Annotated in this window: 23 protein-coding genes and 1 pseudogene; 15 read left to right on the top strand and 9 right to left on the bottom strand. The window is 58.0% G+C overall.

Features of this window, described 5'->3' with window-relative positions; translation table 11 throughout:
• The first annotated feature begins 22 nt into the window (after positions 1–22).
• The 3 genes from AC6CIA_RS01840 (at position 23) to ahpF (ending at position 3348) form a co-directional block, all read left to right on the top strand.
• On the top strand, positions 23–955 hold the full coding sequence (locus AC6CIA_RS01840; RefSeq protein WP_498310364.1) for a site-specific integrase: 933 nt from the start codon (positions 23–25) through the stop codon (positions 953–955).
• Between the two features lie 131 nt (positions 956–1086).
• Entirely contained in the window at positions 1087–1650 is a 564-nt protein-coding gene (gene ahpC, locus AC6CIA_RS01835) for an alkyl hydroperoxide reductase subunit C (protein WP_498310363.1), read from the top strand.
• Between the two features lie 132 nt (positions 1651–1782).
• Positions 1783–3348, top strand: a complete 1566-nt coding sequence (gene ahpF, locus AC6CIA_RS01830) for an alkyl hydroperoxide reductase subunit F (protein ID WP_498310362.1) — start codon at positions 1783–1785, stop codon at positions 3346–3348.
• Between the two features lie 59 nt (positions 3349–3407).
• On the opposite strand, the gene gloA is transcribed toward ahpF, so the two are convergent.
• Positions 3408–3929 carry a lactoylglutathione lyase gene (gene gloA / locus AC6CIA_RS01825; protein ID WP_498310361.1) on the bottom strand — a complete coding sequence of 174 codons (522 nt, stop codon included), beginning with the start codon at positions 3927–3929 and terminating at the stop codon, positions 3408–3410.
• A 199-nt stretch (positions 3930–4128) separates the two neighbouring features.
• On the opposite strand from gloA, the gene AC6CIA_RS01820 reads away from it, so the two are divergent.
• Positions 4129–4665: a DUF4946 domain-containing protein gene (locus AC6CIA_RS01820; protein ID WP_498310424.1), complete on the top strand. Its 537-nt coding sequence runs from the start codon at positions 4129–4131 to the stop codon at positions 4663–4665.
• Positions 4666–4869: 204 nt separating this feature from the next.
• Here AC6CIA_RS01820 and AC6CIA_RS01815 read toward each other — a convergent pair whose 3' ends face one another.
• From AC6CIA_RS01815 to AC6CIA_RS01805, 3 genes are all read right to left on the bottom strand, one after another.
• Positions 4870–5235, bottom strand: a complete 366-nt coding sequence (locus tag AC6CIA_RS01815; RefSeq protein ID WP_339532474.1) for a histone-like nucleoid-structuring protein, MvaT/MvaU family — start codon at positions 5233–5235, stop codon at positions 4870–4872.
• 173 nt (positions 5236–5408) lie between these two features.
• Positions 5409–6950, bottom strand: coding sequence for an EAL domain-containing protein (locus AC6CIA_RS01810; RefSeq protein WP_498310360.1), 1542 nt, complete (start codon positions 6948–6950; stop codon positions 5409–5411).
• A gap of 156 nt (positions 6951–7106) precedes the next feature.
• The gene (locus AC6CIA_RS01805; protein ID WP_498310359.1) at positions 7107–7988 is read right to left on the bottom strand and encodes a LysR family transcriptional regulator; all 882 of its coding nucleotides are present in this window, start codon (positions 7986–7988) and stop codon (positions 7107–7109) included.
• Between the two features lie 76 nt (positions 7989–8064).
• Between AC6CIA_RS01805 and AC6CIA_RS01800 the strand changes: the two genes are divergently transcribed.
• Entirely contained in the window at positions 8065–8994 is a 930-nt protein-coding gene (locus AC6CIA_RS01800) for a DMT family transporter (RefSeq protein WP_498310358.1), read from the top strand.
• Positions 8995–9264: 270 nt separating this feature from the next.
• Entirely contained in the window at positions 9265–10341 is a 1077-nt protein-coding gene (hppD, locus tag AC6CIA_RS01795) for a 4-hydroxyphenylpyruvate dioxygenase (protein WP_498310357.1), read from the top strand.
• A gap of 66 nt (positions 10342–10407) precedes the next feature.
• Here hppD and rarD read toward each other — a convergent pair whose 3' ends face one another.
• Positions 10408–11289: an EamA family transporter RarD gene (rarD, locus tag AC6CIA_RS01790; protein WP_498310356.1), complete on the bottom strand. Its 882-nt coding sequence runs from the start codon at positions 11287–11289 to the stop codon at positions 10408–10410.
• 128 nt (positions 11290–11417) lie between these two features.
• Between rarD and AC6CIA_RS01785 the strand changes: the two genes are divergently transcribed.
• Together AC6CIA_RS01785 and AC6CIA_RS01780 are read left to right on the top strand one after the other, a co-directional pair.
• Positions 11418–11897, top strand: coding sequence for an Lrp/AsnC family transcriptional regulator (locus AC6CIA_RS01785; RefSeq protein WP_498310355.1), 480 nt, complete (start codon positions 11418–11420; stop codon positions 11895–11897).
• A 93-nt stretch (positions 11898–11990) separates the two neighbouring features.
• Positions 11991–12503: pseudogene (locus AC6CIA_RS01780) on the top strand (GNAT family N-acetyltransferase).
• Here AC6CIA_RS01780 and AC6CIA_RS01775 read toward each other — a convergent pair.
• A complete protein-coding gene (locus AC6CIA_RS01775) occupies positions 12504–13196 on the bottom strand; it encodes an aspartate/glutamate racemase family protein (RefSeq protein WP_498310354.1) in 693 nt (230 codons plus the stop codon).
• Between the two features lie 125 nt (positions 13197–13321).
• Here AC6CIA_RS01775 and AC6CIA_RS01770 point away from each other — a divergent pair, with 125 nt between their 5' ends.
• Positions 13322–13816: a hypothetical protein gene (locus tag AC6CIA_RS01770; RefSeq protein WP_498310353.1), complete on the top strand. Its 495-nt coding sequence runs from the start codon at positions 13322–13324 to the stop codon at positions 13814–13816.
• 126 nt (positions 13817–13942) lie between these two features.
• On the top strand, positions 13943–14608 hold the full coding sequence (locus AC6CIA_RS01765) for a DUF3313 domain-containing protein (RefSeq protein ID WP_498310423.1): 666 nt from the start codon (positions 13943–13945) through the stop codon (positions 14606–14608).
• A 15-nt stretch (positions 14609–14623) separates the two neighbouring features.
• Here AC6CIA_RS01765 and AC6CIA_RS01760 read toward each other — a convergent pair whose 3' ends face one another.
• Positions 14624–14989: a response regulator gene (locus tag AC6CIA_RS01760; RefSeq protein WP_498310352.1), complete on the bottom strand. Its 366-nt coding sequence runs from the start codon at positions 14987–14989 to the stop codon at positions 14624–14626.
• A 285-nt stretch (positions 14990–15274) separates the two neighbouring features.
• Between AC6CIA_RS01760 and AC6CIA_RS01755 the strand changes: the two genes are divergently transcribed.
• The 5 genes from AC6CIA_RS01755 to AC6CIA_RS01735 all read left to right on the top strand — a co-directional run bounded on the left by AC6CIA_RS01755 (position 15275) and on the right by AC6CIA_RS01735 (position 21836).
• Positions 15275–18775 carry a response regulator gene (locus AC6CIA_RS01755; protein ID WP_498310351.1) on the top strand — a complete coding sequence of 1167 codons (3501 nt, stop codon included), beginning with the start codon at positions 15275–15277 and terminating at the stop codon, positions 18773–18775.
• Positions 18776–19591: a CheR family methyltransferase gene (locus AC6CIA_RS01750; protein ID WP_498310350.1), complete on the top strand. Its 816-nt coding sequence runs from the start codon at positions 18776–18778 to the stop codon at positions 19589–19591. It abuts the gene before it with no gap.
• The gene (locus tag AC6CIA_RS01745) at positions 19588–20193 is read left to right on the top strand and encodes a chemotaxis protein CheB (RefSeq protein ID WP_498310349.1); all 606 of its coding nucleotides are present in this window, start codon (positions 19588–19590) and stop codon (positions 20191–20193) included. The genes AC6CIA_RS01750 and AC6CIA_RS01745 overlap by 4 nt, the downstream gene beginning before the upstream one ends.
• Positions 20187–21380 carry a hybrid sensor histidine kinase/response regulator gene (locus AC6CIA_RS01740; protein ID WP_498310348.1) on the top strand — a complete coding sequence of 398 codons (1194 nt, stop codon included), beginning with the start codon at positions 20187–20189 and terminating at the stop codon, positions 21378–21380. The genes AC6CIA_RS01745 and AC6CIA_RS01740 overlap by 7 nt, the downstream gene beginning before the upstream one ends.
• A gap of 78 nt (positions 21381–21458) precedes the next feature.
• Positions 21459–21836, top strand: a complete 378-nt coding sequence (locus AC6CIA_RS01735; protein WP_084381153.1) for a response regulator — start codon at positions 21459–21461, stop codon at positions 21834–21836.
• A 313-nt stretch (positions 21837–22149) separates the two neighbouring features.
• On the opposite strand, the gene AC6CIA_RS01730 is transcribed toward AC6CIA_RS01735, so the two are convergent.
• Positions 22150–23823 (bottom strand): response regulator, encoded by a 1674-nt coding sequence (locus AC6CIA_RS01730; protein WP_498310347.1) that lies wholly within the window; start codon positions 23821–23823, stop codon positions 22150–22152.
• Entirely contained in the window at positions 23820–25325 is a 1506-nt protein-coding gene (locus tag AC6CIA_RS01725) for an ATPase domain-containing protein (protein ID WP_498310346.1), read from the bottom strand. Before AC6CIA_RS01725 ends, AC6CIA_RS01730 begins: the two co-directional genes overlap by 4 nt.
• Between the last annotated feature and the right edge of the window lie 135 nt (positions 25326–25460).

The following is a 25460-nucleotide window of genomic DNA, read 5'->3' as shown; positions in this document are numbered from 1 at the left end:
CCGTACACAAAGGTCTGCCCCTATGAGCGAACTGGACCGCTATCTAAACGCCGCCACCCGCGACAACACCCGCCGCAGTTATCGTGCGTCGATCGAGCATTTTGAGGTGAGTTGGGGCGGGTTCCTGCCCGCCACCAGCGACAACGTGGCGCGCTATCTGGTGGCCTACGCGGGCGCACTGTCAATCAACACCCTGAAGCTGCGCCTCTCGGCTTTGGCGCAATGGCACACCAGCCAGGGATTTCCCGATCCCACCAAGGCGCCCGTGGTGCGTAAGGTGCTGAAGGGGATTCGCGCACTGCATCCGGCTCAGGAAAAACAGGCTGAGCCATTACAGCTCCAGCATCTGGAGCAGGTGACTCAGTGGTTGGCGCAGGAGCGCGATCAGGCGAGAAGCGCGGGAGACCAGGCTCGGTGGCTGCGTGCAACGCGTGACAGTGCTCTGATTCTGCTGGGCTTTTGGCGGGGGTTTCGCAGTGATGAGCTATGCCGGCTGCAGATTGAGCACGTGCAAGCGAGGCCAGGCGAAGGAATCACGCTGTATCTGCCGCGCAGCAAGAGCGATCGCGAGAACCTTGGCAAGACTTATCAGACGCCGGCATTGCGGCGCTTGTGCCCGGTCCAGGCCTATAGCGAATGGCTCGGGGCCTCGGCGCTGGTGCGCGGGCCGGTGTTTCGCGGGATTGATCGCTGGGGAAATCTCAGTGCGGCGGGATTGCACCCTAACAGTGTTATCCCGTTGTTGCGTCAGGCGCTGGAGCGAGCAGGGATTGACGGTGAGCAATACACCAGCCATTCCCTGCGCCGGGGCTTCGCCACTTGGGCGCATCGCAACGGTTGGGATATGAAGTCGTTAATGAGTTACGTCGGTTGGAGGGATATGAAATCTGCCATGCGCTATGTTGAAACGACGCCTTTTCTTGGCATGGCTCAGGCTGAGGTCCCGCTGATTTGAAATTCTTCTATTAATACAGTCCGTTGATAGTCAAAACCAATCGCGAGCATCAGGTTTGCCAATGAGCCATCTGCCAAGAGTGCGGGTAGGATTCACCCATCAACTTACTAACCCCTGACGGAGAGTCATCGATGCCTATCATCAACAGCCAAGTAAAACCGTTCAAAGCCACCGCATTCAAAAACGGCGCTTTCGTCGATGTGTCGGACGCTGACCTGAAAGGCAAATGGTCTGTCGTATTTTTCTACCCAGCCGACTTCACCTTCGTCTGCCCAACCGAGCTGGAAGACCTGGCTGACAACTACGCCGAATTCCAGAAACTGGGCGTCGAAATCTACAGTGTGTCCACCGACACTCACTTTGCCCACGCTGCCTGGCACAACACCTCGCCAGCCATCGGCAAAATCCAGTACACCATGATCGGCGACCCGACGCTGGCCATTTCCCGTAACTTCGACGTGCTGATCGAAGAAGTTGGCCTGGCAGACCGTGGCACCTTCGTGATCAACCCTGAAGGCCAGATCAAAATCGTTGAAATCAACGACGGCGGTGTTGGTCGTGACGCTTCCGAGCTGCTGCGCAAGATCAAGGCTGCTCAGTACGTTGCCGCTCACCCTGGCGAAGTGTGCCCAGCCAAGTGGAAAGAAGGCGAGGCTACGCTGGCTCCGTCCCTGGACCTGGTCGGCAAGATCTAAGACTGTGAAACGCTACAGGGCGGGTTTTACCGCACTTCAGTAAGCTGCACCGCCCCCAAAGACGCCCGGGCGAGATTCGCCCGGGCGTTTTTTTTCGACTGTAAAAAACCGAATTAACAGGAAATCGCCCGTATGTTGGACGCCAATCTTAAAGCTCAGTTGAAGTCATACCTGGAACGGGTCACCCAGCCGATCGAGATCGTCGCCTCCCTCGACGACGGTGCGAAATCCCAGGAAATGCTTGCCTTGTTGCAGGACGTAACCAGCCTCACCACGCTGATTACCTTGCATAGCGATGGCAACGATGCACGTAAACCCTCGTTCTCCATCAATCGTCCGGGTGCCGATATCAGCCTGCGTTTCGCCGGCATTCCGATGGGCCATGAATTTACTTCGCTGGTGTTGGCGCTGCTGCAAGTCGGCGGTCATCCCTCGAAGGCCAGTATCGAAGTGATTGAACAAATCCGTAACCTCAAAGGTGAGTTCAACTTCGAAACCTACTTCTCGCTGTCCTGCCAGAACTGCCCGGACGTGGTCCAGGCGTTGAACCTGATGGCCGTGCTCAACCCGAACATTCGCCACGTAGCCATCGACGGTGCGTTGTTCCAGGCCGAAGTCGATGACCGCCAGATCATGGCGGTGCCAAGCGTTTACCTGAACGGTGTGAACTTCGGTCAGGGGCGCATGGGCCTCGAGGAAATCCTCGCCAAGCTCGACACCAGCGGCATCGAGAAGCAGGCCGAGAAAATCAGTGCCAAGACCGCTTTCGACGTGCTGGTGGTGGGTGGCGGTCCGGCCGGTGCGTCGGCGGCTATCTATGCGGCGCGCAAAGGGATCCGAACCGGTGTTGCCGCCGAGCGTTTTGGGGGGCAGGTGCTGGACACCATGGCCATCGAGAACTTTGTCTCGGTCCAGGAAACCGAAGGGCCCAAGCTGGCCGCCGCCCTGGAAGAGCATGTGAAGCAATATGATGTCGACATCATGAACCTGCAGCGTGCCAGTGCGCTGATTCCGGCAAAAAATCCCGGTGAGCTGCATGAGATTCGCTTTGAAAGTGGTGCGACGCTCAAATCCAAGTCGGTGATTCTGGCGACCGGCGCCCGCTGGCGTGAAATGGGTGTGCCGGGTGAGCAGGACTACAAAGCCAAGGGCGTGTGTTTCTGCCCGCATTGCGATGGCCCGTTGTTCAAGGGCAAGCGCGTGGCAGTCATTGGTGGCGGTAACTCCGGTGTCGAGGCCGCGATTGACCTCGCAGGTATCGTCAGCCATGTGACCTTGCTCGAATTCGACAGCAAGTTGCGCGCCGACGCGGTATTGCAGCGCAAGCTCTACAGCCTGCCCAATGTCAATGTGATCACCAGCGCCCTGACCAGTGAAGTGAAGGGTGATGGTCAGAAAGTCACCGGCCTTGCCTACAAGGACCGTGACAGTGGCGAGTTCCACACCGTCGAGCTGGAAGGGATCTTTGTGCAAATCGGCTTGCTGCCGAACACCGACTGGCTCAAGGGTACCGTCGAGCTTTCGCCACGCGGCGAAATTATTGTCGACGCCCGTGGCGAGACGTCGCTGCCAGGTGTGTTTGCCGCCGGTGACGTAACCACCGTGCCGTACAAACAGATCGTGATCGCGGTGGGCGAGGGCGCCAAGGCTTCGCTCAGTGCCTTCGATCATCTGATCCGCAGCTCGGCGCCTGCATGACGCCAGGCTTGAAAATAAAAAACCCATGATCGCTCATGGGTTTTTTTTCGCCGACGGTTTTACAGTGGCGCGGGTTGGATGATCTCGACCCAGTAGGCGTCCGGATCTTTGATAAACGCCAGGCTTTTCATGCGCCCGTCAGTCAGGCGCTTCTGGAAGTCGCAGCCCAGGGCTTCAAAACGCTCGCAGGCAGCCACGATGTCCGGCACTGAAATGCAGATATGACCAAAGCCACGTGGGTCGGTGTTGCCGTTGTGGTAGGCGAAATCGGCATCGTTTTCGGTGCCGTGATTGTGCGTCAGTTCCAGGATGCCCGGAATCGACTTCATCCATTGGGTGCGCTCGGCGGCATCCAGCGGGATCTGTGCCTTGTCCACCAGCGCCAGGAAGTACAGGCTGAATTCGGCTTCGGGGAAGTCGCGTTTTTCTACCAGCGAGAAACCCAGTACGCGCGTATAGAAGTCCAGCGACTTGGTGATGTCCTTGACCCGCAGCATGGTGTGATTGAACACGAAGTTCGAGGTGGCGGTATCCGGTTGGGCGGTGACGCCCGGAAAGGTATTCAGTTCGTGCAGGCTCATGGGCCCTCCAGAAAAAATGGGGCATACGCGACTCATTGCATGAGCGGTCCCTTGGCGTGCGGCTGACCGGCATCCGTGCAGCAAGACCATGATACGCAAGCCCTGAGCGCTGCGCCAAATGAAAAAGCCGACGCAAGCCTTGCGGTTGACGGCTGGACGGCCGCAAACTTTGACGCTTGGAACTTGAGTGATTTTTGCAATGACCCGATCTTGTGCTTCGTTGTTTGGCGCCGCTTGCCTGCTGTTGAACAGCACAATGGTGTTGGCCGCCGACCCGGAAATTCATTGGCCCGGCGGCTGGCAGGTGGAGGAGGTTGTATCCGATGCTGAAGCCAAGGCGCAACCCGCGCAGGTTTCCCGACAGCGCGCGGTAAAAAATGATGAAAACGGCGCGACGCTGATGGTGATGGAGTTGACGCGCACGCCCATCGAGGCGGGGCATAAAGTCAATCTGCAGGGCGTTTTGCTGGAAATGCGCAAGTCTATCCAGAAAGATTTTGGTCGCACGGGGTATCAAAGTGTCTGCAACAAAATTCACGCCACAACATTGAGTCGGCTTGAGGCACTTGAAACTACCTGCGTCATCACCGAAAACGGTCGGCACGTATTGTCGCAAACATTGGTGGGGGCTCTAGATACCGATAAGGCCTATGTTTTTTCGTATGCGGGACAAGCCGAGGCTTACGAAGCCAGTAAGGAGGAAGTGAGTTCGGTGCGTGACAGCCTGAAACTTTGACCCTCCAGACTAATGCTCAGGTAATTTCGAAGGTCGCCAGGTGCAACTTCCCATCGCTATCACCGCATAGATAGTGCATGGTCACAAAGTGAAATGTTTTTTAAACTTCATTTGCACCCGCAAGGCATCAGCGTTTTTGTTCAGAATCGAAAGTCCACCATAAAAAAACCCCGCGTCGGCGGGGCTTGTATGAGTCGAGCGGTATTAGCCGCGCAGCCATGAGTCGACAGTGGATGCGCCGTACTCTTCTTTCCAGGCTTTCAGGCCGCGGTGGTTGCCGCCTTTGGTTTCAATCAATTCGCCTGTGTGCGGGTTTTGGTAAACCTTGACCACGCGGGCACGGCGTTGTTTTGGGGCCGGTGCTAGTTGAATACCGGACTTGCCTGGGTTTGGATCAAGGATTGCGATGATGTCACGCAGGCTCTTGCCGTAGGTTTTCATCAATCCTTGAAGCTTTTCCTCGAATTCAATTTCTTTCTTCAGGCCTGCGTCATTCTTCAGGGATTCCAGCTGGGCAAGCTGTTCTTGAAGGGCCTTTTCTGCTGCGCGAAATTCGGCGAGTCTGGACAAAATCTGTACTCCAATAGTGTTTGGCTGATACCAACTGCAAATAAAGCTATGAGCCAAGAGCCATTAAAGTGGCCCTCCTGCCAATTCTGCACAGGCAGGAAAAATTGTAGTAGTTAATTCGTCGAGAGTAAATCATGAGTTTTGCGTATTCCACTCGGGTGGCAGCTGGTTAGTCACTGGTCATGCAAGCATTTAATGAACTCATCGGCCGGCATTGGTCGTGCAAACAGGTAACCCTGCAAGAAATCCACGCCTCGTGTCGCCAGATACTTGGATTGTTCAGCTGTTTCGACGCCTTCGGCAACGATACCTAAATCGAGCTTGCCGGACAGTTCGATGATGCTGTCAAGTATGTGGCGTGATAATGCATCCGCACCAATCATCGCCACAAAGCTCTGATCAATTTTCAAGTAGTCGACGTTGAAGTTGCGCAAGTAACCGAGGCTGGAGTGACCTGTGCCGAAGTCATCAATGGCGATCATCACCCCCAGGCGATGCAGGGCATCGAACAGTTGGCGAGTGATGTCGGTCGGCTCGATCAACTCGCGCTCGGTCAACTCCAGCACCAGTGTGATCTGGCCCGGCGGGAAGGCGGCCAGGAACTCTTGGCAGTCAACCACCAACTCCAGGTCGTGACAGTGGCTGGCGGAAATGTTGATGCCCACATGAAAGCCCGGGATGAATGAATCGGCATGGGGCGCCAGTTGGGCCGCGGTCTCGCGCATCAAGGCGCGTGTCATCGGAACGATCAGCCCGGAGTGCTCGGCCAGTGGGATAAACAGGTCGGGGCGTACAAGGCCCTCTTTGGGGTGTTTCCAGCGCATCAGCACTTCACAACCGGCCCATTGATGTGTCTCGCCGCGTACCACTGGCTGGAAGTAGGGTATGAATTCATTGGCCTCCAACGCTCTTCGCAATTCATGGGTAGGGGCTGAAGATCGTTTCTGCAGCCAGTGAGCGAATAAGCCTGCCAGTACGCCGAAAAACACCACCAGGCTGAAGAGGGGCGGATAGCGGGCTTCCATATAACGCCACACTTCCCCTTCCGGCATGCCAGCCACGACGTGATAGGCGTAGCGCGAGGACGCAAGCTGGTGGTGAGCGACGGGAAAGACGGGCGTTGCGCTGCGGTGGACCTTGCCATCGTCTCCCAGCCAATGGGGGCCGACCTGCAATACCAGTTCGGTGTAGCGGCTGATCAAACGCAAGGCGTTTGTCATGTGATAACCGTCAATCGACGCAAAGGCACCCCGATCGCCCTCTGTCAGCCGGTATACGAGCAACGCGCTGTCGGGGGTGACCGGGTTGCCATTCATGAGCCATAGCCGGCCATCGACGTAATCGTCGGGATTGACCGGTGACACATAGGCGCCGCCAAACAGTGAGCTGCAGTAAATGTTCTTTTGCCATGACAGGGTGGTAGCGCGCACGAAAGGACGGCGCGTGACTTGTTCGCGCAGGGCCAGCTTCGTTGCGTTGTCACATGGGCTGCCAGCCAGTGGCATCAGGGTCTGGGCGGCGAGTGCGGTGTTGTCGAGCATAAGGTCGAACTGGCGCACCGCTTCGATAGCCGTTTGTGCGGTGCTTTGCTCAAGAGTGCGTTCGGCCTGCCAATACAGGATCAACACGCCCAGCAAAATGGGCAGCGCGCCACTCACCAATGTCACCCGATAGCGAGTTTTGCGTGTTCGTGTGGCTTTGACAGTCAGTGGCATTGGCGCGATCTGTAGCAACGAAGGGCGATAGAGCTCCCAAAAGCGCGGAGCCACAGCGAGGCTGTTGAAAAAATAGGCGGGCATTGGCCATGAACGATGGCTGGGTGCTTCTGCGCGCGGGCGCGGCGTGAATGGTCCCATATTGACCGGCGTCCGTCATGTCTCATTGCCATATTCAAGCAGGGTCGCCAGCTTGATAAACGCCCGCGTGGCGGGAGACACCTGTCGCTGATCCAGGACCGCCAGCCCGACCTGACGCCTGACTGGCGGATTCAGCGGTTTTTTCAGGTAGCTTGCTGATTGCACCTGCGGCAATGATAGTTCAGCGAGAACGGTCACGCCGTCTCCACGCCGCACGGCGTCCAGTGTGCTGAGCAGTTGCGAGCAGCGGTAGCGGATATCGGGCTTGAGTCCGGCGCCGATGAAGAGTCGCGATACCAGCTCCGATGAGCCGGCCTCGGTCAGGATAAACGGGTCATTGCAAAGTGCCTTGAGACTGATGTCCGGTTGATCGCGCAAAGGATGATGGGTCGGCAGCAGCGCCACCATTTGGTCTTCGACCAGGGCGAAAGTGTCGAAGCGCTCTTCGGGGAGCACCACAAACGCGACATCGATGCGCCGCTCCTCAAGCCATTGCACGACCTGGCGATCAGGACCTTCGTCGACATGTACGTTGATTCCCGGATGTGCCTGGCGAAAACGCTGGAGGATTTCGGGCAACAGGCGAATGGACGAAGTGGGCCCAAAGGAGCCGATGCGTAAGGTGCCACGTTTCATGCCCCGTGCGTCATCGGCTTCCTGTTGCAGGGTATTGGCCAGGCCCAGCATGGCGCGGGCCCGCGACAATAACTGGTGACCGATGTCGGTGAGTTCAATATGGGCCTGGCGTCGGTGAAACACCTCCACGCCTAACTCCTGTTCCAGGGCCTTTATCGCGTGGGAGACCGCTGACTGGCTGATCCCCAGTCGATGGGCTGCGCTGGTAAAACCTTGCAGCTGCGCCACTAGGGAGAAAATTTCCAATTGGGTAAGGGTCATGAGGTTTTGCTCATTTTACGATGATCAATCATTAGTAAAAGAATAGGCCAAACCCACGATTCACTGCAGGAATCTTATGCCCAACCCTACCGTTGCCCAGGCGGGCGAGCACCTTACCCACCTCAAACTGGCGGCCGTCACCATGATCTGGGGCGGCACCTTTGTTGCTGGCCGCTTTCTGGCAGCAGACCTGGACCCGTTGTTGATTGCGAGCCTGCGCTTTGTCCTGGCCAGTCTGGCGTTGTTGCTGTTCATGGCCTGCGCTCGCATTCCCCTGGCGTGTCCCGATCCCCTGCAAATGGCTCGACTGACCGTGCTGGGTTTCTTTGGGATTTTTTTCTACAACCTGTGCTTCTTCTACGGCTTGCACTTTATCAACGCCTCACGCGCTTCATTGATTGTCGCCCTGAACCCGGCGGTGATTGGTCTGGCGTCGTGGTGGTGGTTCAAGGAGCGCCTGGGGCGTGGCAAGGTGTCGGGTATCACCTTGTGCCTGGGCGGAGCAGGGTGGGTGATCGCGAGCCGCAATCCGCAGTTGTTACAAGGCACGGCCGACGCCTGGATCGGCGACCTGCTGATATTCGGTTGCGTAGTGGGCTGGGGCGTCTACTCGTTATGTGCGCGCTCGCTGAACCAGAGTCTGGGCCCACTGCAGACGGTGACGTGGTCGATCCTGCTGGGCACGCTGATGCTTGGCGTCGTTACCCTCGTTACGGGCAGGCTCACGGCTGACGCCATGCGCGCAATTGATCTGCCAGAGTGGCTGAGCCTGCTGTACCTGGGCGTGCTGGGTTCGGCCTTGGCCTACATCGGTTACTACGATGGTATTCGTCGAATCGGGGCGACTCGGGCCGGGGTGTTTATCGCGCTCAACCCACTGACCGCGGTGATCTGCGGCGCGCTGTTGCTCGCAGAGCCACTGAGCGCCTCGATGTGCGTGGGCGGCGCAGTGATTCTGCTGGGCATTTATCTGTGCAACAAACCCCTTGCGTCGGGCAAGGCATAGGGATTTGATGAGGGAGTACGGACAAAACCGGTTACGCTGTGTAGAATCAGGTTACGCATACAAGAATAAGCGCTTGCCTGAACGCAAGCCTCGTCCGTCAGAGACGCCCGTAAGAGAATGATCCAACCATGAAGCAACTCGGGTTCCAACTCATTTACGGTGACTTCCTCGCCCGCAGCGTGCGGGGTATCTCCTGTGCGCCACCTTCCCACCTCATCCTTGCTGGCAATTAATCCATTTAATTCTAAAAAGATGATGAGGCGCCAAATCATGGCAGATCTATACGAAAACCCGATGGGCCTGATGGGCTTCGAGTTCATTGAATTCGCATCGCCAACCCCGGGCACCCTGGAGCCGATCTTCGAGATCATGGGCTTTACCAAGGTCGCGACCCACCGCTCCAAGAATGTGCACCTGTATCGCCAGGGCGCAATCAACCTGATCCTCAATAATGAACCCAACAGCGTGGCCTCGTACTTTGCCGCCGAGCACGGCCCGTCGGTGTGTGGCATGGCGTTCCGGGTCAAGGACTCGCAGAAAGCCTACAACCTCGCGCTGGAGCGTGGAGCGCAGCCGATCCACATTGAAACCGGCCCCATGGAACTGAACCTGCCAGCGATCAAAGGCATTGGCGGCGCGCCGCTGTACCTGATCGACCGCTTCGGTGAAGGCAGTTCGATCTACGACATCGACTTCGTATTCCTCGAAGGGGTCGACCGTAATCCCGTGGGCGCCGGCCTGAAGATTATCGACCACCTGACTCACAACGTGTATCGCGGACGCATGGCCTACTGGGCCAACTTCTACGAGAAATTGTTCAACTTCCGGGAAATCCGTTATTTCGACATCAAGGGCGAATACACCGGCCTGACCTCCAAGGCCATGACCGCGCCGGACGGTATGATTCGCATCCCGTTGAACGAGGAGTCGTCCAAGGGCGCCGGTCAGATCGAAGAGTTCCTGATGCAGTTCAACGGTGAAGGCATCCAGCACGTGGCGTTCCTCAGCGACGACTTGATCAAGACCTGGGATCAGTTGAAAGGCATGGGCATGCGCTTTATGACCGCGCCGCCGGAAACCTATTATGAAATGCTCGAAGGGCGTCTGCCGAACCACGGCGAGCCGGTCAACGAGCTGCAATCGCGCGGCATCCTGCTGGATGGCGCATCCGAGTCCGGTGACAAGCGTTTGTTGCTGCAAATCTTCTCGGAAACCCTGATGGGCCCGGTGTTCTTCGAGTTCATCCAGCGCAAGGGCGATGATGGTTTCGGCGAAGGCAACTTCAAGGCACTGTTTGAATCCATTGAGCGTGATCAGGTGCGTCGCGGTGTGTTGACCACCGAATAAAGGTTACAGCGGCGGAAAAAAAGCCCGGTCGGGGGATTTCTCGACCGGGCTTTATAACGTCTGCAATCAGGCTTTGCGTTGACGCACCAGATGCTTGAACCCTTCAAGTACCAGCACCACCACCGCCATCCAGATCGGGATATAGGTCAGCCATTCCCCAGGCCCGATGCTTTCCCCCAGCAACAACGCCACTGCCAGCAACAGCACCGGTTCCACGTAGCTGAGCAGGCCGAACAGACTGAACGGCAGGAGACGGCTGGCGATGATATAGCTCACCAGCGCTGTGGCACTGATCAATCCCAGGATTGGAATCAGTGCGTACAGCGCTTTGTGGGCCTCCAGTACACCGAAGCCCTGTTCACCGCTTTGCACAAACCACAGCGCCACTGGCAGCATCAGCGCCATATCCATCCACAACCCGCCCAAATGATCGGTGCCCAGCCATTTGCGCAGCACGAAATAAACCGGATACCCGATGATCACCACCAAAGTCGCCCAGGAAAAACCGCCCACCTGATACAGCTCGTTGAGGACACCGACAGCGGCAAGACCCACCGCGATCTGCTGCAAGCGTGACAACCGCTCGGCGTATACCAGCCGGCCGGTCAGGACCATGCTCAATGGCAGCAGGAAATACCCGAGGGACACGTCCAGGCTGCGGTCATTGAGCGGCGCCCACATGAACAGCCACAATTGCACGGCCAGCAACGCCGAAGTCAGCACGATGCCGCCGAGCAGGCGCGGTTTGCCCGCGACCCACCGCACCAGCTCCAGCACCCGCCGCCATTCGCCGCTTACGACCATGAAAACGGTCATGCACGGTACGGTGAGCAGCATCCGCCAGCCAAAAATCTCCAGTCCGCTCAATGGCGTGAGCAGGGAGGTGAAGTAATACATCACGGCAAACAACACCGAGGCCAATACCGATAGAGCAACACCTTTAGACACGCTGTCCTCGCGAAACGATTGAAACTGAAAGGGGGGAATCCAGGTGGGAATATATTGCCTTTGCGGTGAGACGTTTGCTCTGTTTTGCGGCATCTTATGGGAAATTTTCTCACATCAAGGTCGCCCGGATGCCCATTCACCCTCAATCGTCCCTCGATGCCTTCGACCTGGCGATTCTCCAGCAACTGCAAAAAGACAACAGCACCGCGTTGCGGGTGATTGGTGACACGGTCAACCTGTCAACGGCGGCCGTGCAGCGACGAATCAAGCGCCTGCAGCAAAACGGGGTAATCAGCGCGAACACGGCGGTGATCAATCCAGAGGCGGCGGGCAAGCCCATCACCCTTTTGGTGGAGGTGCACGCTGAGCGGACCCACATTGAAGACCTTGATGCGCTCAAGGCGCAGATGTCAGTGCCAGCGGTCCAGCAGTGCTATTACGTGACAGGCGACGCGGATTTCATGTTGGTGATTGTGGTCGAGACCATGAAGGCCTACGAAACCCTGGCTCGCCAGCTGTTTTATGAGAACCGTAACATCAAGTGGTTTCGCAGTATTGTGGTGATGGATCGAGTCAAGGTCAGTCTGGCCGTGCCACTCGACCACTAGGGCATCGTCGTTCAAATGCAGGCGCGGGCCATCCGCCTCGAAACAAAATGCCCTACACTGGTCGGCCACTTGTTTTTCAAAGGATGAAACACAATGCACGCACCTGAGTCCCTTATCGTTATCCAGCGTTTTACTGAGGCTCACCTTGAAGGTGTCGCCGCGCTCTATAACGACCCGGCTGTCTGCCGTCAGGTGCTGCAGATGCCTTTCCAGTCGGTCGAGGCCTGGCGCAAGCGATTGGTGCAAGACAACGAACGGCGGCTGCAACTGGTGGCGCTGCATGCCGGTGAGGTGGTCGGTAATATCGGCTTGGAGCAGTAACTGCGGGTGCGTCAAAGCCATATCGGTGGGCTTGGCATGGCTGTGTCAGCGTCATGGCAGGGTAAAGGGGTGGGTTCAAAACTGTTGGCGGCAGCCTTGGAAGTGGCCGACAACTGGATGAACCTGCGCCGTGTGGAACTGACGGTATACGCCGACAACGAAGCCGCCCATGCGCTGTACCGCAAGTTCGGTTTCGAAATCGAGGGGCGGCTGCGCGATTACGGTGTTCGGGATGGCGCGTTCGTCGATGCCCTGAGCATGGCCCGGTTGCGTGTGTCGGCTTGATCAACCTCCCAGGGCGAACGCCACCGCAGCTTGTGCATGCAACTCGGTGGTGTCCAGCAGCGGCAGGTCGCTGTGTTCAGGCTTGATCAGCAGGCCGATTTCGGTGCAACCGAGGATCACGGCTTGGGCGCCACGGGCAGCAAGGGAGCGGATGACCTGTTGGTAGACCTGCCGCGAAGCGTGACTGATGACCCCAACGCACAACTCTTCATAAATGATCCGGTGTACGGCTTGGCGTTCCTGTGCGTCAGGTACCAGCACGGTCAGGCCCTGTGCGGCCAGGCGCGTCTTGATGAAGTCCTGCTCCATGGTAAACGCCGTGCCCAACAAGCCAACGGTCAAGGTGTTCGCCTCGACAGCCGCCGCGCCTGCCGCGTCGGCAATGTGCAGGAACGGAATCGAAACCGCGGCTTCGATCTTCGGTGCCACTCGGTGCATGGTATTGGTACACAGCACGATGCATTCGGCGCCGCCCGCCTGCAGGCGGCGCGCGGCATCTTCCAGGATCCGTGCCGCGTCATCCCAGCGTCCGGCATGCTGAGCCTGCTCCACCGGGCCGAAATCCACGCTGTACATCAATAACGGTGCCGAGCGCAGCGGTCCGAGCTGGTCGCGGACCTGTTGGTTGATCATCCGGTAATACTCGGCACTGGACTCCCAGCTCATTCCGCCGATAAGGCCGATGGTGCGCATGCGGTGCTCCTGAAGCAAGTGGGCGAGGGCACACCTTACCCAAGACTCGGGCGTTAGTCATACGCCGCGCTGCGCTATCTGCCATGATCATTGTTCGCAGTCTGGTTCACCCGAGGAGCACCGCAATGGACGATGTACAGCAATTGGGCGAGATGCTTCGTCATTACGCCGACAGCGAAGCGCACAAGCGGCAACAGTTCGAGGTGCAGTCCGCACACTGGACGCAAAAAATCACTGAGTTGTTCGGTCAGATCGAGCAGTGGCTGGAACCGGTCAAAAGTGTCGGCCTGCTGGAAGTCCGCCGCGAGGCCTATGTGGCTTTCGGCCCGAGTGTTGCGGTGGAGACCTCGACCTTCAAGACCGAGAAACTGACCATCAACATCGCTGGCAAACCGGTGGAATTCGTGCCGGACGTGATGGGCGCTGGCGGCCTGATTTCGCTGGCGGTGATCGGTTTGACCGCTGCCCGCTACGGCAGTATTTCCCTGGTGTTGCCGCCGGGACAAAACGACTGGCTGTGGAAGAAGACCAATGGTCTGAAAGACCCGGATACCTTCGCCTTCGATGCCAACTTCCTGGCCTTGCAGTTGCAGGGCTTGATTCCCCGCGAACGCGGGTGAAGCGGTTACTCATGTGGAGGCTTGCCCCACATGAGTGTTTCTTCGTGCACACCGATGGCGCTATTTTTCCAGAATTGGCTATACCTACAGCTCAATGTTCTGAAACTCACTGCCAGGAGTTCCATGATGAAGCCAAGGCTAATGATCAGCACGCTGTGCATCGCCTCGATCGGCGTGATGGGGTGTAGCAGCAACGTCACGCAACCGGACGAATACTCCGGGTTTCTCGCGGATTACAGCCGCTTGAAGGAAGCCCAATCGCCGTCGGGTGTGGAAGTGATGCGCTGGATTGATCCCAATCTGAATCTCAACCGCTACACGTCGGTGTACATTGAACCCACCCAGTTTTTTCCCACACCCCAAGCCACCAGCAAAATCCCCGAAAGCACGCTGCAAGGCATCAATAGCTATTACAACCAGGCGCTCAAGCGTGAGCTGGTCAAGTCGCTGCCGCTTGCCGAGGGGCCGGGGCCGGGGGTGATTGTCGTGCGTGCGGCGATCACCGCGGTCAGCAGCAAAACCGAAGGCCTCAAGCCTTACGAGTTGATCCCCGTGGCCCTGGTAGCGGCGGCGGTCAGTACCGGCACCGGGATTCGCGATCAGGAAACCACCCTAGGCACCGAAGCCCAGTTCCTTGACGGCAACAAAGTGATTGCCCAAGTGGTACGCAAAGGCACGGGAAAACCCCTGCAAAACGATACCCAAGTCATGCAAGCCGACGATGTGAAAAACGTCATCGACGGTTGGGCGCAGGATTTGCATCAGTCGTATTTGAAGCTCAAGGGCAAGTAGCCGGGCGTGGCAAACTCAGGGTGTGCTGAAAACGGCTTTGATCTTGTCGCGCAACTGATCGATCGAAAACGGCTTGCCAATCACATGCATGCCTTCGGGCACATCAATGTTTTCTGCATAGCCGCTGGCAAACAGGATCGGCAAGGTCGGGCGTAACTCCCGTACCTTGGCCGCCAGTTGCTTGCCGTCCATGTCTGGCAAGCCGACGTCGGTCATCATCAGGTCGATAATCTGATCGTGACTGTTGACGAGCGCGAGGGCTAGTTCGGCGTCAGCGGCTTCAATCACCTTGAACTCCAGTTCTTCGAGGACATCGACGATCAACATGCGCACGATGGCGTCGTCTTCGACTACAAGGATGGTGAAGGCGGCTTCGGACATAACTGGGGTTCCCGAGAAATGGAGATACAGGGCTTGAGCAGTTGAAAGACCTTTCTCTAGTGAGTCATGTCAATCCCGGCAAGTTCCCGAACAGAGGGCCATTGTGACGGTTACCCGCGCGAATGTCCCGTCTGGCCATGATCTGCGAGGGTATGGCTTGTGTCGCGTGTGGCCGACCGCAGGGACAGTGGTGCAGTGTTTGAATGAGAAACCACACAAACGTAGCCCTTGCCCTCGACTTTCGGGCAAACTCCCGGTTTTTCCGCACTTGGCCAAGGCATGACCATGACTCCTGCGTCGACAGTCAATGAGAACAGTTTCCGTAAGCTCCTGAGCCGCAACGTCACGTTGCCGTTGGGTGTTGGTGTACTCAGTGCAGTGTTTTTCGTCTCCCTGATCACCTATCTGTTGTCTGTGATCCAATGGGTTGAACACACCGACCGGGTGATCAATAACCTGAATGAAACCGCAAAGCTGACGATTGACCTGGAAACGGGCATGCGTGGTTATCTGATCACGGGCGATGAGCACTTCCTTGACCCCTACGAGGTGGCCAAGCCGCGCATCGTCGCCGAGCTGCGTGGTCTGCAGGAACTGGTGGCGGATAATCCGCAGCAGGTCGATCGTCTCAAGCGCCTGGAAGCGATGCAGGTTGAGTGGAATGGCTATGCCCAGGAGATGATCAGGCTGCGCCGCGAGAACGGTGATTATCGTGGCGCGGTGCAGGCCGGGCGGGGCAAGCGCCTGTCTGACGAGGTTCGCAAGGAATACGAGCAAGCGGTTGCGGTGGAGCAGCAGTTCCGGATTACCCGCAATAAGGAAGTCACCCGGACCACGGTCATCAGTGTCTCGTTCTACCTGCTGTTCGTACTCGGCCTGAGTGGCTTTCTTGCTTATATGGGCAGAAAAAACCTGGTGACGTTGTCTGCCGATTACAGCGCCACCCTCGCGTCGCAACAAAGAACCGCCAAACGCCTGGAGCAGCAAGCCTGGCTGCGCAATGGCCAGACCGAACTGGCCGAGCAGGTGCTGGGCCAGCCGTCCCTGAACCTGTTGGGCCGCAAAATCCTGCAGTTCTTCGCCCAGTACATGGGGGCGGTGGTGGGCGCGGTCTACGTGCGCGAGGAGCATGGCGGCCTTCGGCGCGTGGCTACTTACGGCTTTTCTCGGGAGCAGGAACAACAGGAGCAGTCGATCTACAACGATGAAGGCCTGGTCGGGCAGTCGGCGCAGCAAGATCGCCTGATTCGCCTGGATGATGTGCCTGTGGGTTACTTCAAGGTCAGTTCCGGCCTGGGCGAAGGCCCGGCTCGCAGTGTGCTGGTCGTGCCCACCCGTGATGACGACCGGGTGAATGGCGTAGTCGAACTGGGCTTCCTGCGTCCGTTGGACGAGCGTGACGTGGAGCTGCTGGAGTTGATTGCCGACAATATCGGCACCTCCATCGAAGCCGCGCGCTATCGCCAGCGTCTGCAGGAAGTGCTGGCCGAAACCCAGCAGCTCAACGAAGAGCTGCAAGTGCAGCAAGAAGAACTCCGCACAGCCAACGAAGAACTGGAAGAGCAGTCGCGTATTCTCAAGGAGTCCCAGGCTCACCTGGAAACCCAGCAGGCAGAACTTGAGCAGACCAACGAGCAACTGGCCGAGCAAGCCCAGACGCTGGCCGATCAGCGCGACGCCATGGATCACAAGAACGTTGAGCTCAATCGTGTGCAGATAGAGCTGGAAGAGCGCGCTGACGAGTTAATACGCTCCAGCAAGTACAAATCCGAATTCCTCGCCAACATGTCCCACGAACTGCGCACCCCGCTCAATAGCTCGTTGATCCTGGCCAAATTGTTGGCGGAGAACCCTCAGGAAAACCTCAGTGCTGAACAGGTCAAGTTTGCCGAGTCGATCTATTCGGCGGGTAACGATTTGCTCAACCTGATCAATGACATCCTCGATATCTCCAAGGTCGAGGCCGGCAAACTGGAAGTGCGTCCGGAAAACACCAGCGTGCCACGCTTGATGGACGGCTTGCGCGGGATGTTTGAACCGCTCGCTGCCGACCGGCAGTTGGCGTTCACGTTGACAGTGGAGGAAGGCACGCCAGCGATGTTGTTTACCGACCGGCAGCGCCTGGAGCAGATTCTCAAGAACCTGCTGTCCAACGCGATCAAGTTCACCGAAAAAGGTCAGGTCAGTCTTACCGCCACCCGCCAGCCGGGGGAGGGCATTGCGTTCATGGTGCGTGATTCCGGGATCGGCATTGCCGCGGATCAGCAGGAAAGTATCTTCGAGGCCTTCCGGCAGGCGGATGGCACCACCAATCGGCGTTATGGCGGCACGGGTCTTGGGTTGTCGATTTCCCGTGACCTGGCAGCACTGTTGGGAGGCTACATTAATGTCGCCAGCCAACCGGGGCAGGGCAGTACCTTTACCCTGGTGCTACCGGAGCAGTATGTAGAGCGCGATGAGGACGCGGCCGCGGTCGAGCCGGTACGCAACCCATTGCCCGTCGCGCCGGCTCCCTCGCCACCCAAGGTATTGCCATTGCCTGTAGTCGACGAACCGCGGATTCCGCGCTTTGCCGACGACCGCGACAAGGCGCCGTTCACCACCCGCTGTATTCTGGTGGTGGAAGATGAACCCAACTTCGCACGCATTCTTTTCGATCTGGCGCATGAGCTGGGTTACCACTGCCTGGTGGCCCATGGCGCGGATGAAGGCTACAACCTCGCGGAGCAATACACTCCCGATGCGATCCTGCTCGACATGCGGCTGCCCGACCATTCAGGCTTGACGGTGTTGCAACGCCTCAAGGAGCACGCTGGTACCCGCCATATTCCGGTGCATGTGATCTCTGTCGAGGACCGCGTCGAAGCGGCCATGCACATGGGCGCCATCGGTTACGCGGTAAAGCCCACTACTCGCGAAGAGCTCAAGGACGTGTTTGCGCGCCTGGAGGCCAAACTCACGCAGAAGGTCAAGCGTGTATTGCTGGTGGAAGACGATGATTTGCAACGCGACAGCATCGCCCGCCTGATCGGTGACGAGGATATCGAGATCACCGCAGTCGGTTTCGCCCATGAGGCCCTCAAGCTGCTGCGCACCACGGTCTACGACTGCATGATCATCGACCTCAAGCTGCCGGACATGCTTGGCAACGAGCTGCTCAAACGCATGGCCACCGAGGATATCTGCTCGTTCCCGCCGGTGATTGTGTACACCGGGCGCAACCTGACGCGGGATGAAGAGGCGGAGCTGCGTAAGTATTCGCGTTCGATCATCATCAAGGGCGCTCGCTCTCCCGAGCGCCTGCTGGACGAGGTCACACTCTTTCTGCACAAAGTCGAATCCCAGCTGTCCCATGAACGCCAGAAGATGCTCAAGACAGCGCGCAGCCGCGACAAGGTCTTCGAGGGTCGCAAGGTATTGTTGGTGGATGACGATGTGCGCAACATCTTCGCCCTCACCAGTGCGCTTGAACAAAAGGGCGCACTTGTCGTCATTGGCCGCAATGGGCGCGAAGCAATCGATAAGCTCAATGAAGTCGACGATATCGACCTGGTGCTGATGGACGTGATGATGCCGGAAATGGATGGCTATGAGGCAACTGCCTTGATCCGCCAGGACCCGCGCTGGCGCAAACTGCCGATCATCGCGGTGACGGCCAAGGCCATGAAGGACGACCAGGAGCGTTGCCTGCAAGCCGGCTCCAATGATTACCTGGCCAAGCCTATCGACCTTGATCGCCTGTTTTCCCTGATTCGTGTGTGGCTCCCCAAAATGGAACGTATTTAATTGGAACGAAGCACTGACATCGAACTGCGCTTGCTGATTGAGGCGATTTACCTCAAATACAGCTATGACTTTCGCGACTACTCCGGCGCGTCGATCAAGCGTCGTGTGGCCCACGCCTTGACCCAGTTCGACTGCAAGACCATCTCGGCCTTGCAGGAGCGGGTGCTGCATGACGCCTCGGCATTCCTGCAGCTGTTGCAGTTCCTGACCATTCCCGTCAGCGAAATGTTTCGCGATCCCTCGCACTTCCTGGCCATCCGCCAGGAAGTGGTGCCGCTGCTCAAGACCTATCCGTCGATCAAAATCTGGATCGCCGGCTGCAGTACTGGGGAAGAGGTGTATTCCATGGCCATTCTGCTGCGGGAGGAAGGCTTGCTGGAGCGTACGATCATCTACGCCACCGACATCAACCCCAGCTCTCTGGAAAAAGCCAAGCAAGGCATCTTCTCCCTAGAGAGTATCCGTGCCTACACCCACAACTATCAGCAGGCTGGGGGGCAGCGCTCGTTTGCCGATTACTACACCGCCGCCTACGATTACGCGATCTTCGATAAAACCCTGCGCGAAAACATCACCTTTGCCGATCACAGCCTGGCGACCGACAGTGTGTTTTCTGAAACTCAATTGATTTCATGTCGTAACGTACTGATATATTTCAATAAAAAATTGCAGAATAGGGCCTTTGGGTTGTTTCACGAGTCGCTGTGTCACCGTGGCTTCCTGGTACTGGGCAGCAAGGAAACTCTCGACTTCTCGAGTTACAGCAAGCAGTTCGAGCCTTTGGTCAAACAAGAACGGATCTATCGAAAACTATGAGCGACGTCGCCGCCAACGAGCTGCGCTTGCCCGGGATCGAGGCCGTCGTCATTGGTGCTTCCGCGGGTGGCGTCGAGGCGTTGCTGAGTATTTTTGCTGCGTTGCCGAGCGGATTTGCCCTGCCGATCATCGTGGTCCTGCATTTGCCGGATGAACGCCGCAGCCAATTGTCGGAAGTCTTCGGGCGCCGAGTGTCAATACCGGTCCGGGAAGCGCAGGACAAAGAGCTGATCAAACCCGGGACCTTGTATTTTGCGGGCCCTGGATATCATTTGTCGGTGGAACAGGACCGCAGTTTGTCATTGAGCCAGGAAGACCGTGTGCATCATTCGCGTCCCGCCATCAATTACCTGTTCACCTCGGCGGCCGATACCTATGGCAGCGGCCTGCTGGCGATATTGCTGACCGGCGCCAATCAGGACGGTGCCGAAGGCTTGGCCCAGGTCAAACAGAGCGGTGGCACCACGGTGGTCCAGGACCCGAACGAGGCGCGGATTTCAGTCATGCCTCTGGCTGCCCTGGCCTTGCACACTCCCGACCATATTCTTACCTTGAGCCGCATTGCTGTATTGCTGGCTTCGCTGGAATCTTCCCCATGTTAAGTACTGTCCAGGCCAAGCTGCTGATCGTCGATGATTTGCCGGAAAACCTGTTGGCCCTTGAAGCGCTGATCAAGCGCGAGGATCGCCTGGTCTATAAGGCACTGAATGCCGACGAGGCGTTGTCGTTGCTGCTTGAGCATGAGTTTGCGATGGCCATTCTTGACGTGCAGATGCCCGGCATGAACGGTTTCGAGCTGGCCGAAATGATGCGCGGCACGGAAAAGACCAAGAACATTCCCATCGTGTTTGTCAGCGCCGCCGGGCGCGAGTTGAACTACGCCTTCAAAGGTTATGAGAGCGGGGCGGTGGACTTTTTGCACAAACCGTTGGATATCCACGCGGTCAAGAGCAAGGTCAACGTTTTCGTCGAGTTGTATCGCCAGCGCGAGGCCATGAAGCTGCAAGTCGAGGCGCTTGAGCAAAGCCGTCGCGAACAGGAAACCCTGCTGACCAGGCTGCAGGCGACCCAGGCGCAACTCGAACAGGCGGTGCGCATGCGTGATGACTTCATGTCCATCGTCGCCCACGAAGTGCGCACGCCGCTGAATGGACTGATCCTTGAAACCCAGTTGCGCCAGATGCATTTGGCCCGTGACAACGCCAGTGCCTTCACTCTGGACAAAATGCGCGCCATGGTCGATCGCGACGAGCGGCAGATCCAGAGCCTGACGCGCTTGATCGAAGACATGCTCGACGTTTCGCGTATCCGTACCGGCAAGTTGTCGATTCGCCCCACGCGTTTCGACCTGTCCCTGTTGGTGCGCAACCTGTTGGAGAACTTCGCCCCTCAAGTGGCGGCGGCCGGCTCATCGATAGAGTTGCTGGCTGAGCAGCCGGTGGTGGGGCATTGGGATGAGTTCAGGATTGAGCAGGTGGTGTCCAACCTGTTGACCAACGCCTTGCGTTACGGCGCCAAAAAACCGGTGGACGTGCGCGTGTACGCCGAGCATGGTGAGGCACGGATCGAGGTACGCGATCGCGGGATTGGTATCAGCGAAGAAAACCAGAAGCGGATCTTTCAACAGTTCGAGCGGGTCTCGGCCAGCCATGCCGTTGCTGGGCTGGGGTTGGGGCTGTTCATTTCCGAGCAGATCATTGCCGCCCACGGCGGAACTATTGAGGTCGAAAGCCGGGTAGGCGAGGGCGCCTTGTTTCGGGTGTGCCTGCCCCTTGAGGCCGGCGCGTGAAATCAGACGTATATTCAACGCAACCTCTGGGTGACCTTATGGTCGTATCTGCAGCAATCGACCGAGCAAAGGCTTCCCATGAGTGAAGATGCGCAAGATGTTGTACTGATCGTCGAAGATGACGAATCGATTATGTTTGTGTTGGGTGAATACCTGGCTGGCCTGGGGTATCGGGTACTAAAAGCCATTAATGGCGAACAGGCATTCGAAATTCTTGCCAGCAAACCGCACCTGGACTTGATGGTCACTGACTACCGGTTGCCTGGTGGCATTTCCGGGGTGCAGATCGCCGAGCCCGCGCTGTTGCTGCGACCGGAACTGAAGGTCATCTTTATCAGCGGTTATCCGCAAGAGATTCTGGACTGCAACAGCCCGATCACCCGCAATGCGCCGATCCTGGCCAAGCCATTTGATCTGGATACGTTGCAAGAGCATATTCAGCGATTGCTGGCTTAAGAGCGCTGCGCTGAACCTGTGTATCCGGGAGCCGGACACGTGTCCGTGTTGGCATAGGTATCCACACAACTTCCACACACCAACGAATTCTCCTGTGGCGAGCGGGCTTGCCCCGCGTTGGGCTGCGAAGCAGCCCCAAGACCTGCCGCTACGGAGTATCTGATACACCGCATTCGGCTTACTGGGACTGCTTCGCAGCCCAACGCGGGGCAAGCCCGCTCGCCACAACCGCGCTATCTGCTTGGATTTAAGCGTGTGTAGATACCTATGCTGTGTCGGAGGAGGATCCATGGCCAACGGCCACACGACCGCCTCAACGTTGCTGAATCATCTCTCGTACTTTCGCGGTCAACAGATCAAACGTGAAGGGCTTGGTAATCAACTGCATGCCAGGATCCAGGAAACCGCCGCGTGCTGCCGCGTGCTCGGCATAGCCGGTGATGAACAACACCCGCAGATCCGGCCTGACCTGGCGCCCGATCTCTGCCAACTGACGCCCGTTCATGCCTGGCAGGCCCACGTCGCTGATCAACAGGTCGATTCGCTGGCTGGACTGGATGATCGGCAGCGCGCTGTCGGCGTCATTGGCTTCGACAAAGGCGTAGCCCAATTCGCTCAGCACCTGGCTTACCAACACCCTGACCGCAGGGTCGTCTTCGACGATCAGCACGGTCTCGCCGGTATTGGCGTAGGGCAGCAAGCCCGGGTTCAGCACGTCATCTACCGCCGCTTCGCCGACAAAGCGCGGCAGGAACAGGCTGACGGTGGTGCCTTCACCAACCACGCTGTGAATGCACACATGACCGCGGGATTGGCGCGCGAAACCGTAGATCATCGATAGGCCGAGGCCGGTGCCCTGGCCGATGGGCTTGGTGGTAAAAAACGGATCAAACGCCCGGCTGACCACGTTTTCGGGCATCCCGCAGCCGGTGTCGCTGACACTCAGCTCCACGTAATCGCCCGGCTGGAGCGTGCCGTAGGCGGCGGTGAAGACGCTGTCCAAATGGCGATTGCCGGTTTCCACCACCAGCCTGCCGCCGGTGGGCATGGCATCCCGGGCGTTGAGCACAAGGTTGAGCAGGGCACTTTCCAGTTGATTGGGGTCCGCCTCGGCGGTCCATAACTGCTGGTTCAGGCGCATGTCCAGGGTGGTACTTTCATTGAGGCTGCGTTGTAACAGCTCGCCCATGGATGACACCAGGTTGTTGATCTGCACCGGTTTGGCGTCGAGCGATTGCCGGCGGGAAAATGCCAGCAGGCGGTGGGTCAGGCTGGCCGCGCGGTTGGCTGAAGTCACACCGAGGTCGATCAGGCTGTCGAGGTCTTCGAAACGACCTCGGGCCAAGCGTCGGCGCAACAATTCCAGGCTGCCGATAATGCCGGTGAGCATGTTGTTGAAGTCATGGGCAATACCGCCGGTCAATTGGCCAACGGCTTCCATTTTCTGCGATTGGCGCAAGGCCTCTTCATTGTTGCGCAACTGGGTGGTGCGCTCTTCAACCTGCTGCTCGAGCGTTTCAAGGGTGCGATGCAGGCGCAATTCGCTTTGGCTCAGATCAATCAAGCGATCCCGCGCTTCATATTGCCGACGCCGTCCGCGCAACGCCGTGGACACCAGGCTGATCAAGGTAATCGGATGGAAGGGACGCTCCAGCAGCGTGATGTTGCCCAATAGCGCACTCAGTTGTGAAGAGTTGCTCTGTTCGCCCCCGCCATGCCGGGTCATCAATACAATCGGCAGGTCCGACCAGGCCGGCTGCTGTTGCAAGTAGTCGAGCAGCGGTTGCAAGTCGGCGCCGTGCAGCGCTTCGGCGGCAATGATCAACAGGCCGGCACCTTGCTCCAGCTCCTCGCAGAGCATGGGCAGGTGATTGGCGGTTATTCCGCTGAAACCCGCCTCGTTGAGCATTTGCAGAGCCAGAGTGCTGTCGCGTCCCAGAGGCGCGAGAATGATCGCGCGTTCGTGGATGCCGGGCAAATCACTCACAATCGCGCATCCTTGAGCAGCGGATTGTCGGTGCCCATATAAGTCGGCACACCCCGCAGTACACCATGGAAAGAATCCAGGGGTTCGCCGACGGTCATGCCCTGGCTGCCGATGCGGTATTCGCGAATGGTCGACTCATGGCTGCCGGTACGTTTCTTGATGATTGAAATAGCCCGGCGTACCTGGCCCAGCGCTTCGAAGTAACGCAGCAGGATCACGGTATCGGCCAGATAGGTGATATCCACCGGCGCCTGCATGTTGTCGCCTACCAGGCCATGCTGAGCGACGGTCATGAAGGTCGCGGCACCCTGGCGATTGAGGTACAGCAGTAATTCATGCATATGCAAGATCAGTGCGTTCTCTTCAGGCATGGCCGCCTGGTAGCCATTGATGCTGTCGATGATCACCGTCTTGATCCCACGATCGTCGACACAACGACGCACGCGGTGGGAGAACTCGCCGGGCGACAGTTCAGCGGCGTCGACCTGTTCGATGAACAGATTGCCGCGCTGTTGCAAGGTCTCCAGATCGATGCCCATTTTCTTCATGCGCTCGAACAGTAGACCCAGGTCCTCATCGAAGATAAACAGCGCGGCTTTCTCGCCACGGGCGACGGCAGCTGCGGCGAAGATCAGCGAAATCAGCGATTTGCCAGTGCCGGCCGGGCCGAGGATCAGGGAGCTGGAGCCGCTCTCGATACCACCGCCCAACAGCGCATCCAGCTCGGCTATGCCACTGCTCAGGGTTTGTCGCTGGTAACCACTACGATATTCCGCCGCCACCAGCCGGGGGAACACATGCACACCGTCGCCCATGATGGTGAAATCATGGAAGCCGCCACGGTACTTCTGGCCTCGGTACTTGACCACCCGGACCCGACGGCGCTCAGCGCCGTAGCTGGGGTTCAGTTCCTCCAGGCGGATCACGCCGTGGGCCACACTGTGCACTGTCTTGTCGAGCGCTTCGGTGGTCAGGTCGTCGAGCATCAGCACCGTCGCGTCGTAGCGTACGAAGTAATGCTTGATCGCCAGGATCTGTCTTCGATAGCGCAACGAACTTTGCGCCAGGAGGCGGATTTCCGAAAGGCTGTCGATCACCACCCGCGACGGCTTGACCCGCTCCACCACCTCGAAAATCTGTCGGGTGGCTTCGCCCAGCTCCAGGTCCGAGGAGTACAGCAGGCTTTGCTGGTGCTCGGCATTGAGCAGGTTTTCCGGCGGGGTCAATTCAAAGATATGGATGTTTTCATCCAGGTCCCAGCCGTGGGACTTCGCACCTTGGCGTAATTCGCGTTCGGTTTCCGACAGCGTGATGTACAGCGAGCGTTCGCCGGCCTTGGCCCCGCTCTGCAGAAACTGCAGGGCGACGGTGGTTTTACCGGTACCTGGCTCGCCTTCAAGCAGGAACAAATGACTACGCGACAGCCCGCCGCAAAGGATATCGTCGAGTCCTTCGATACCGGTTGCCGCTTTTGCTGTGAACAGCTCTTTGGATGTAGACAAGGAGTGCCCTCGGTCACTGACAAGTTGGCGGCGCAGCCCAATCGGATGCGCCATATTTACTTGACCGTGGCACGTTATGACGGTTCCACATTTTCTCTTGGCTGTGCGAGCCGGGTCGCAGTTTCCAGCGGTTTG

The sequence above is a fragment of the Pseudomonas sp. GQ91 genome (genome assembly GCF_059758795.1).
This window is presented reverse-complemented; position numbering and strand designations above follow the sequence as displayed.

Bases quoted from the DNA above. Each gene is read 5' to 3' on its own strand.
- hppD (WP_498310357.1), top strand. From the start codon at position 9,265: ATGGCAGATCTATACGAAAACCCGATGGGCCTGATGGGCTTCGAGTTC.
- AC6CIA_RS01805 (WP_498310359.1), bottom strand. From the start codon at position 7,988: ATGACCCTTACCCAATTGGAAATTTTCTCCCTAGTGGCGCAGCTGCAA.
- AC6CIA_RS01740 (WP_498310348.1), top strand. From the start codon at position 20,187: ATGTTAAGTACTGTCCAGGCCAAGCTGCTGATCGTCGATGATTTGCCG.
- AC6CIA_RS01785 (WP_498310355.1), top strand. From the start codon at position 11,418: ATGCCCATTCACCCTCAATCGTCCCTCGATGCCTTCGACCTGGCGATT.
- ahpC (WP_498310363.1), top strand. From the start codon at position 1,087: ATGCCTATCATCAACAGCCAAGTAAAACCGTTCAAAGCCACCGCATTC.
- AC6CIA_RS01775 (WP_498310354.1), bottom strand. From the start codon at position 13,196: ATGCGCACCATCGGCCTTATCGGCGGAATGAGCTGGGAGTCCAGTGCC.
- AC6CIA_RS01820 (WP_498310424.1), top strand. From the start codon at position 4,129: ATGACCCGATCTTGTGCTTCGTTGTTTGGCGCCGCTTGCCTGCTGTTG.
- gloA (WP_498310361.1), bottom strand. From the start codon at position 3,929: ATGAGCCTGCACGAACTGAATACCTTTCCGGGCGTCACCGCCCAACCG.
- AC6CIA_RS01810 (WP_498310360.1), bottom strand. From the start codon at position 6,950: ATGCCACTGACTGTCAAAGCCACACGAACACGCAAAACTCGCTATCGG.
- AC6CIA_RS01770 (WP_498310353.1), top strand. From the start codon at position 13,322: ATGGACGATGTACAGCAATTGGGCGAGATGCTTCGTCATTACGCCGAC.
- AC6CIA_RS01840 (WP_498310364.1), top strand. From the start codon at position 23: ATGAGCGAACTGGACCGCTATCTAAACGCCGCCACCCGCGACAACACC.
- AC6CIA_RS01745 (WP_498310349.1), top strand. From the start codon at position 19,588: ATGAGCGACGTCGCCGCCAACGAGCTGCGCTTGCCCGGGATCGAGGCC.
- AC6CIA_RS01735 (WP_084381153.1), top strand. From the start codon at position 21,459: ATGAGTGAAGATGCGCAAGATGTTGTACTGATCGTCGAAGATGACGAA.
- AC6CIA_RS01765 (WP_498310423.1), top strand. From the start codon at position 13,943: ATGAAGCCAAGGCTAATGATCAGCACGCTGTGCATCGCCTCGATCGGC.
- ahpF (WP_498310362.1), top strand. From the start codon at position 1,783: ATGTTGGACGCCAATCTTAAAGCTCAGTTGAAGTCATACCTGGAACGG.
- AC6CIA_RS01760 (WP_498310352.1), bottom strand. From the start codon at position 14,989: ATGTCCGAAGCCGCCTTCACCATCCTTGTAGTCGAAGACGACGCCATC.
- AC6CIA_RS01755 (WP_498310351.1), top strand. From the start codon at position 15,275: ATGACTCCTGCGTCGACAGTCAATGAGAACAGTTTCCGTAAGCTCCTG.
- AC6CIA_RS01800 (WP_498310358.1), top strand. From the start codon at position 8,065: ATGCCCAACCCTACCGTTGCCCAGGCGGGCGAGCACCTTACCCACCTC.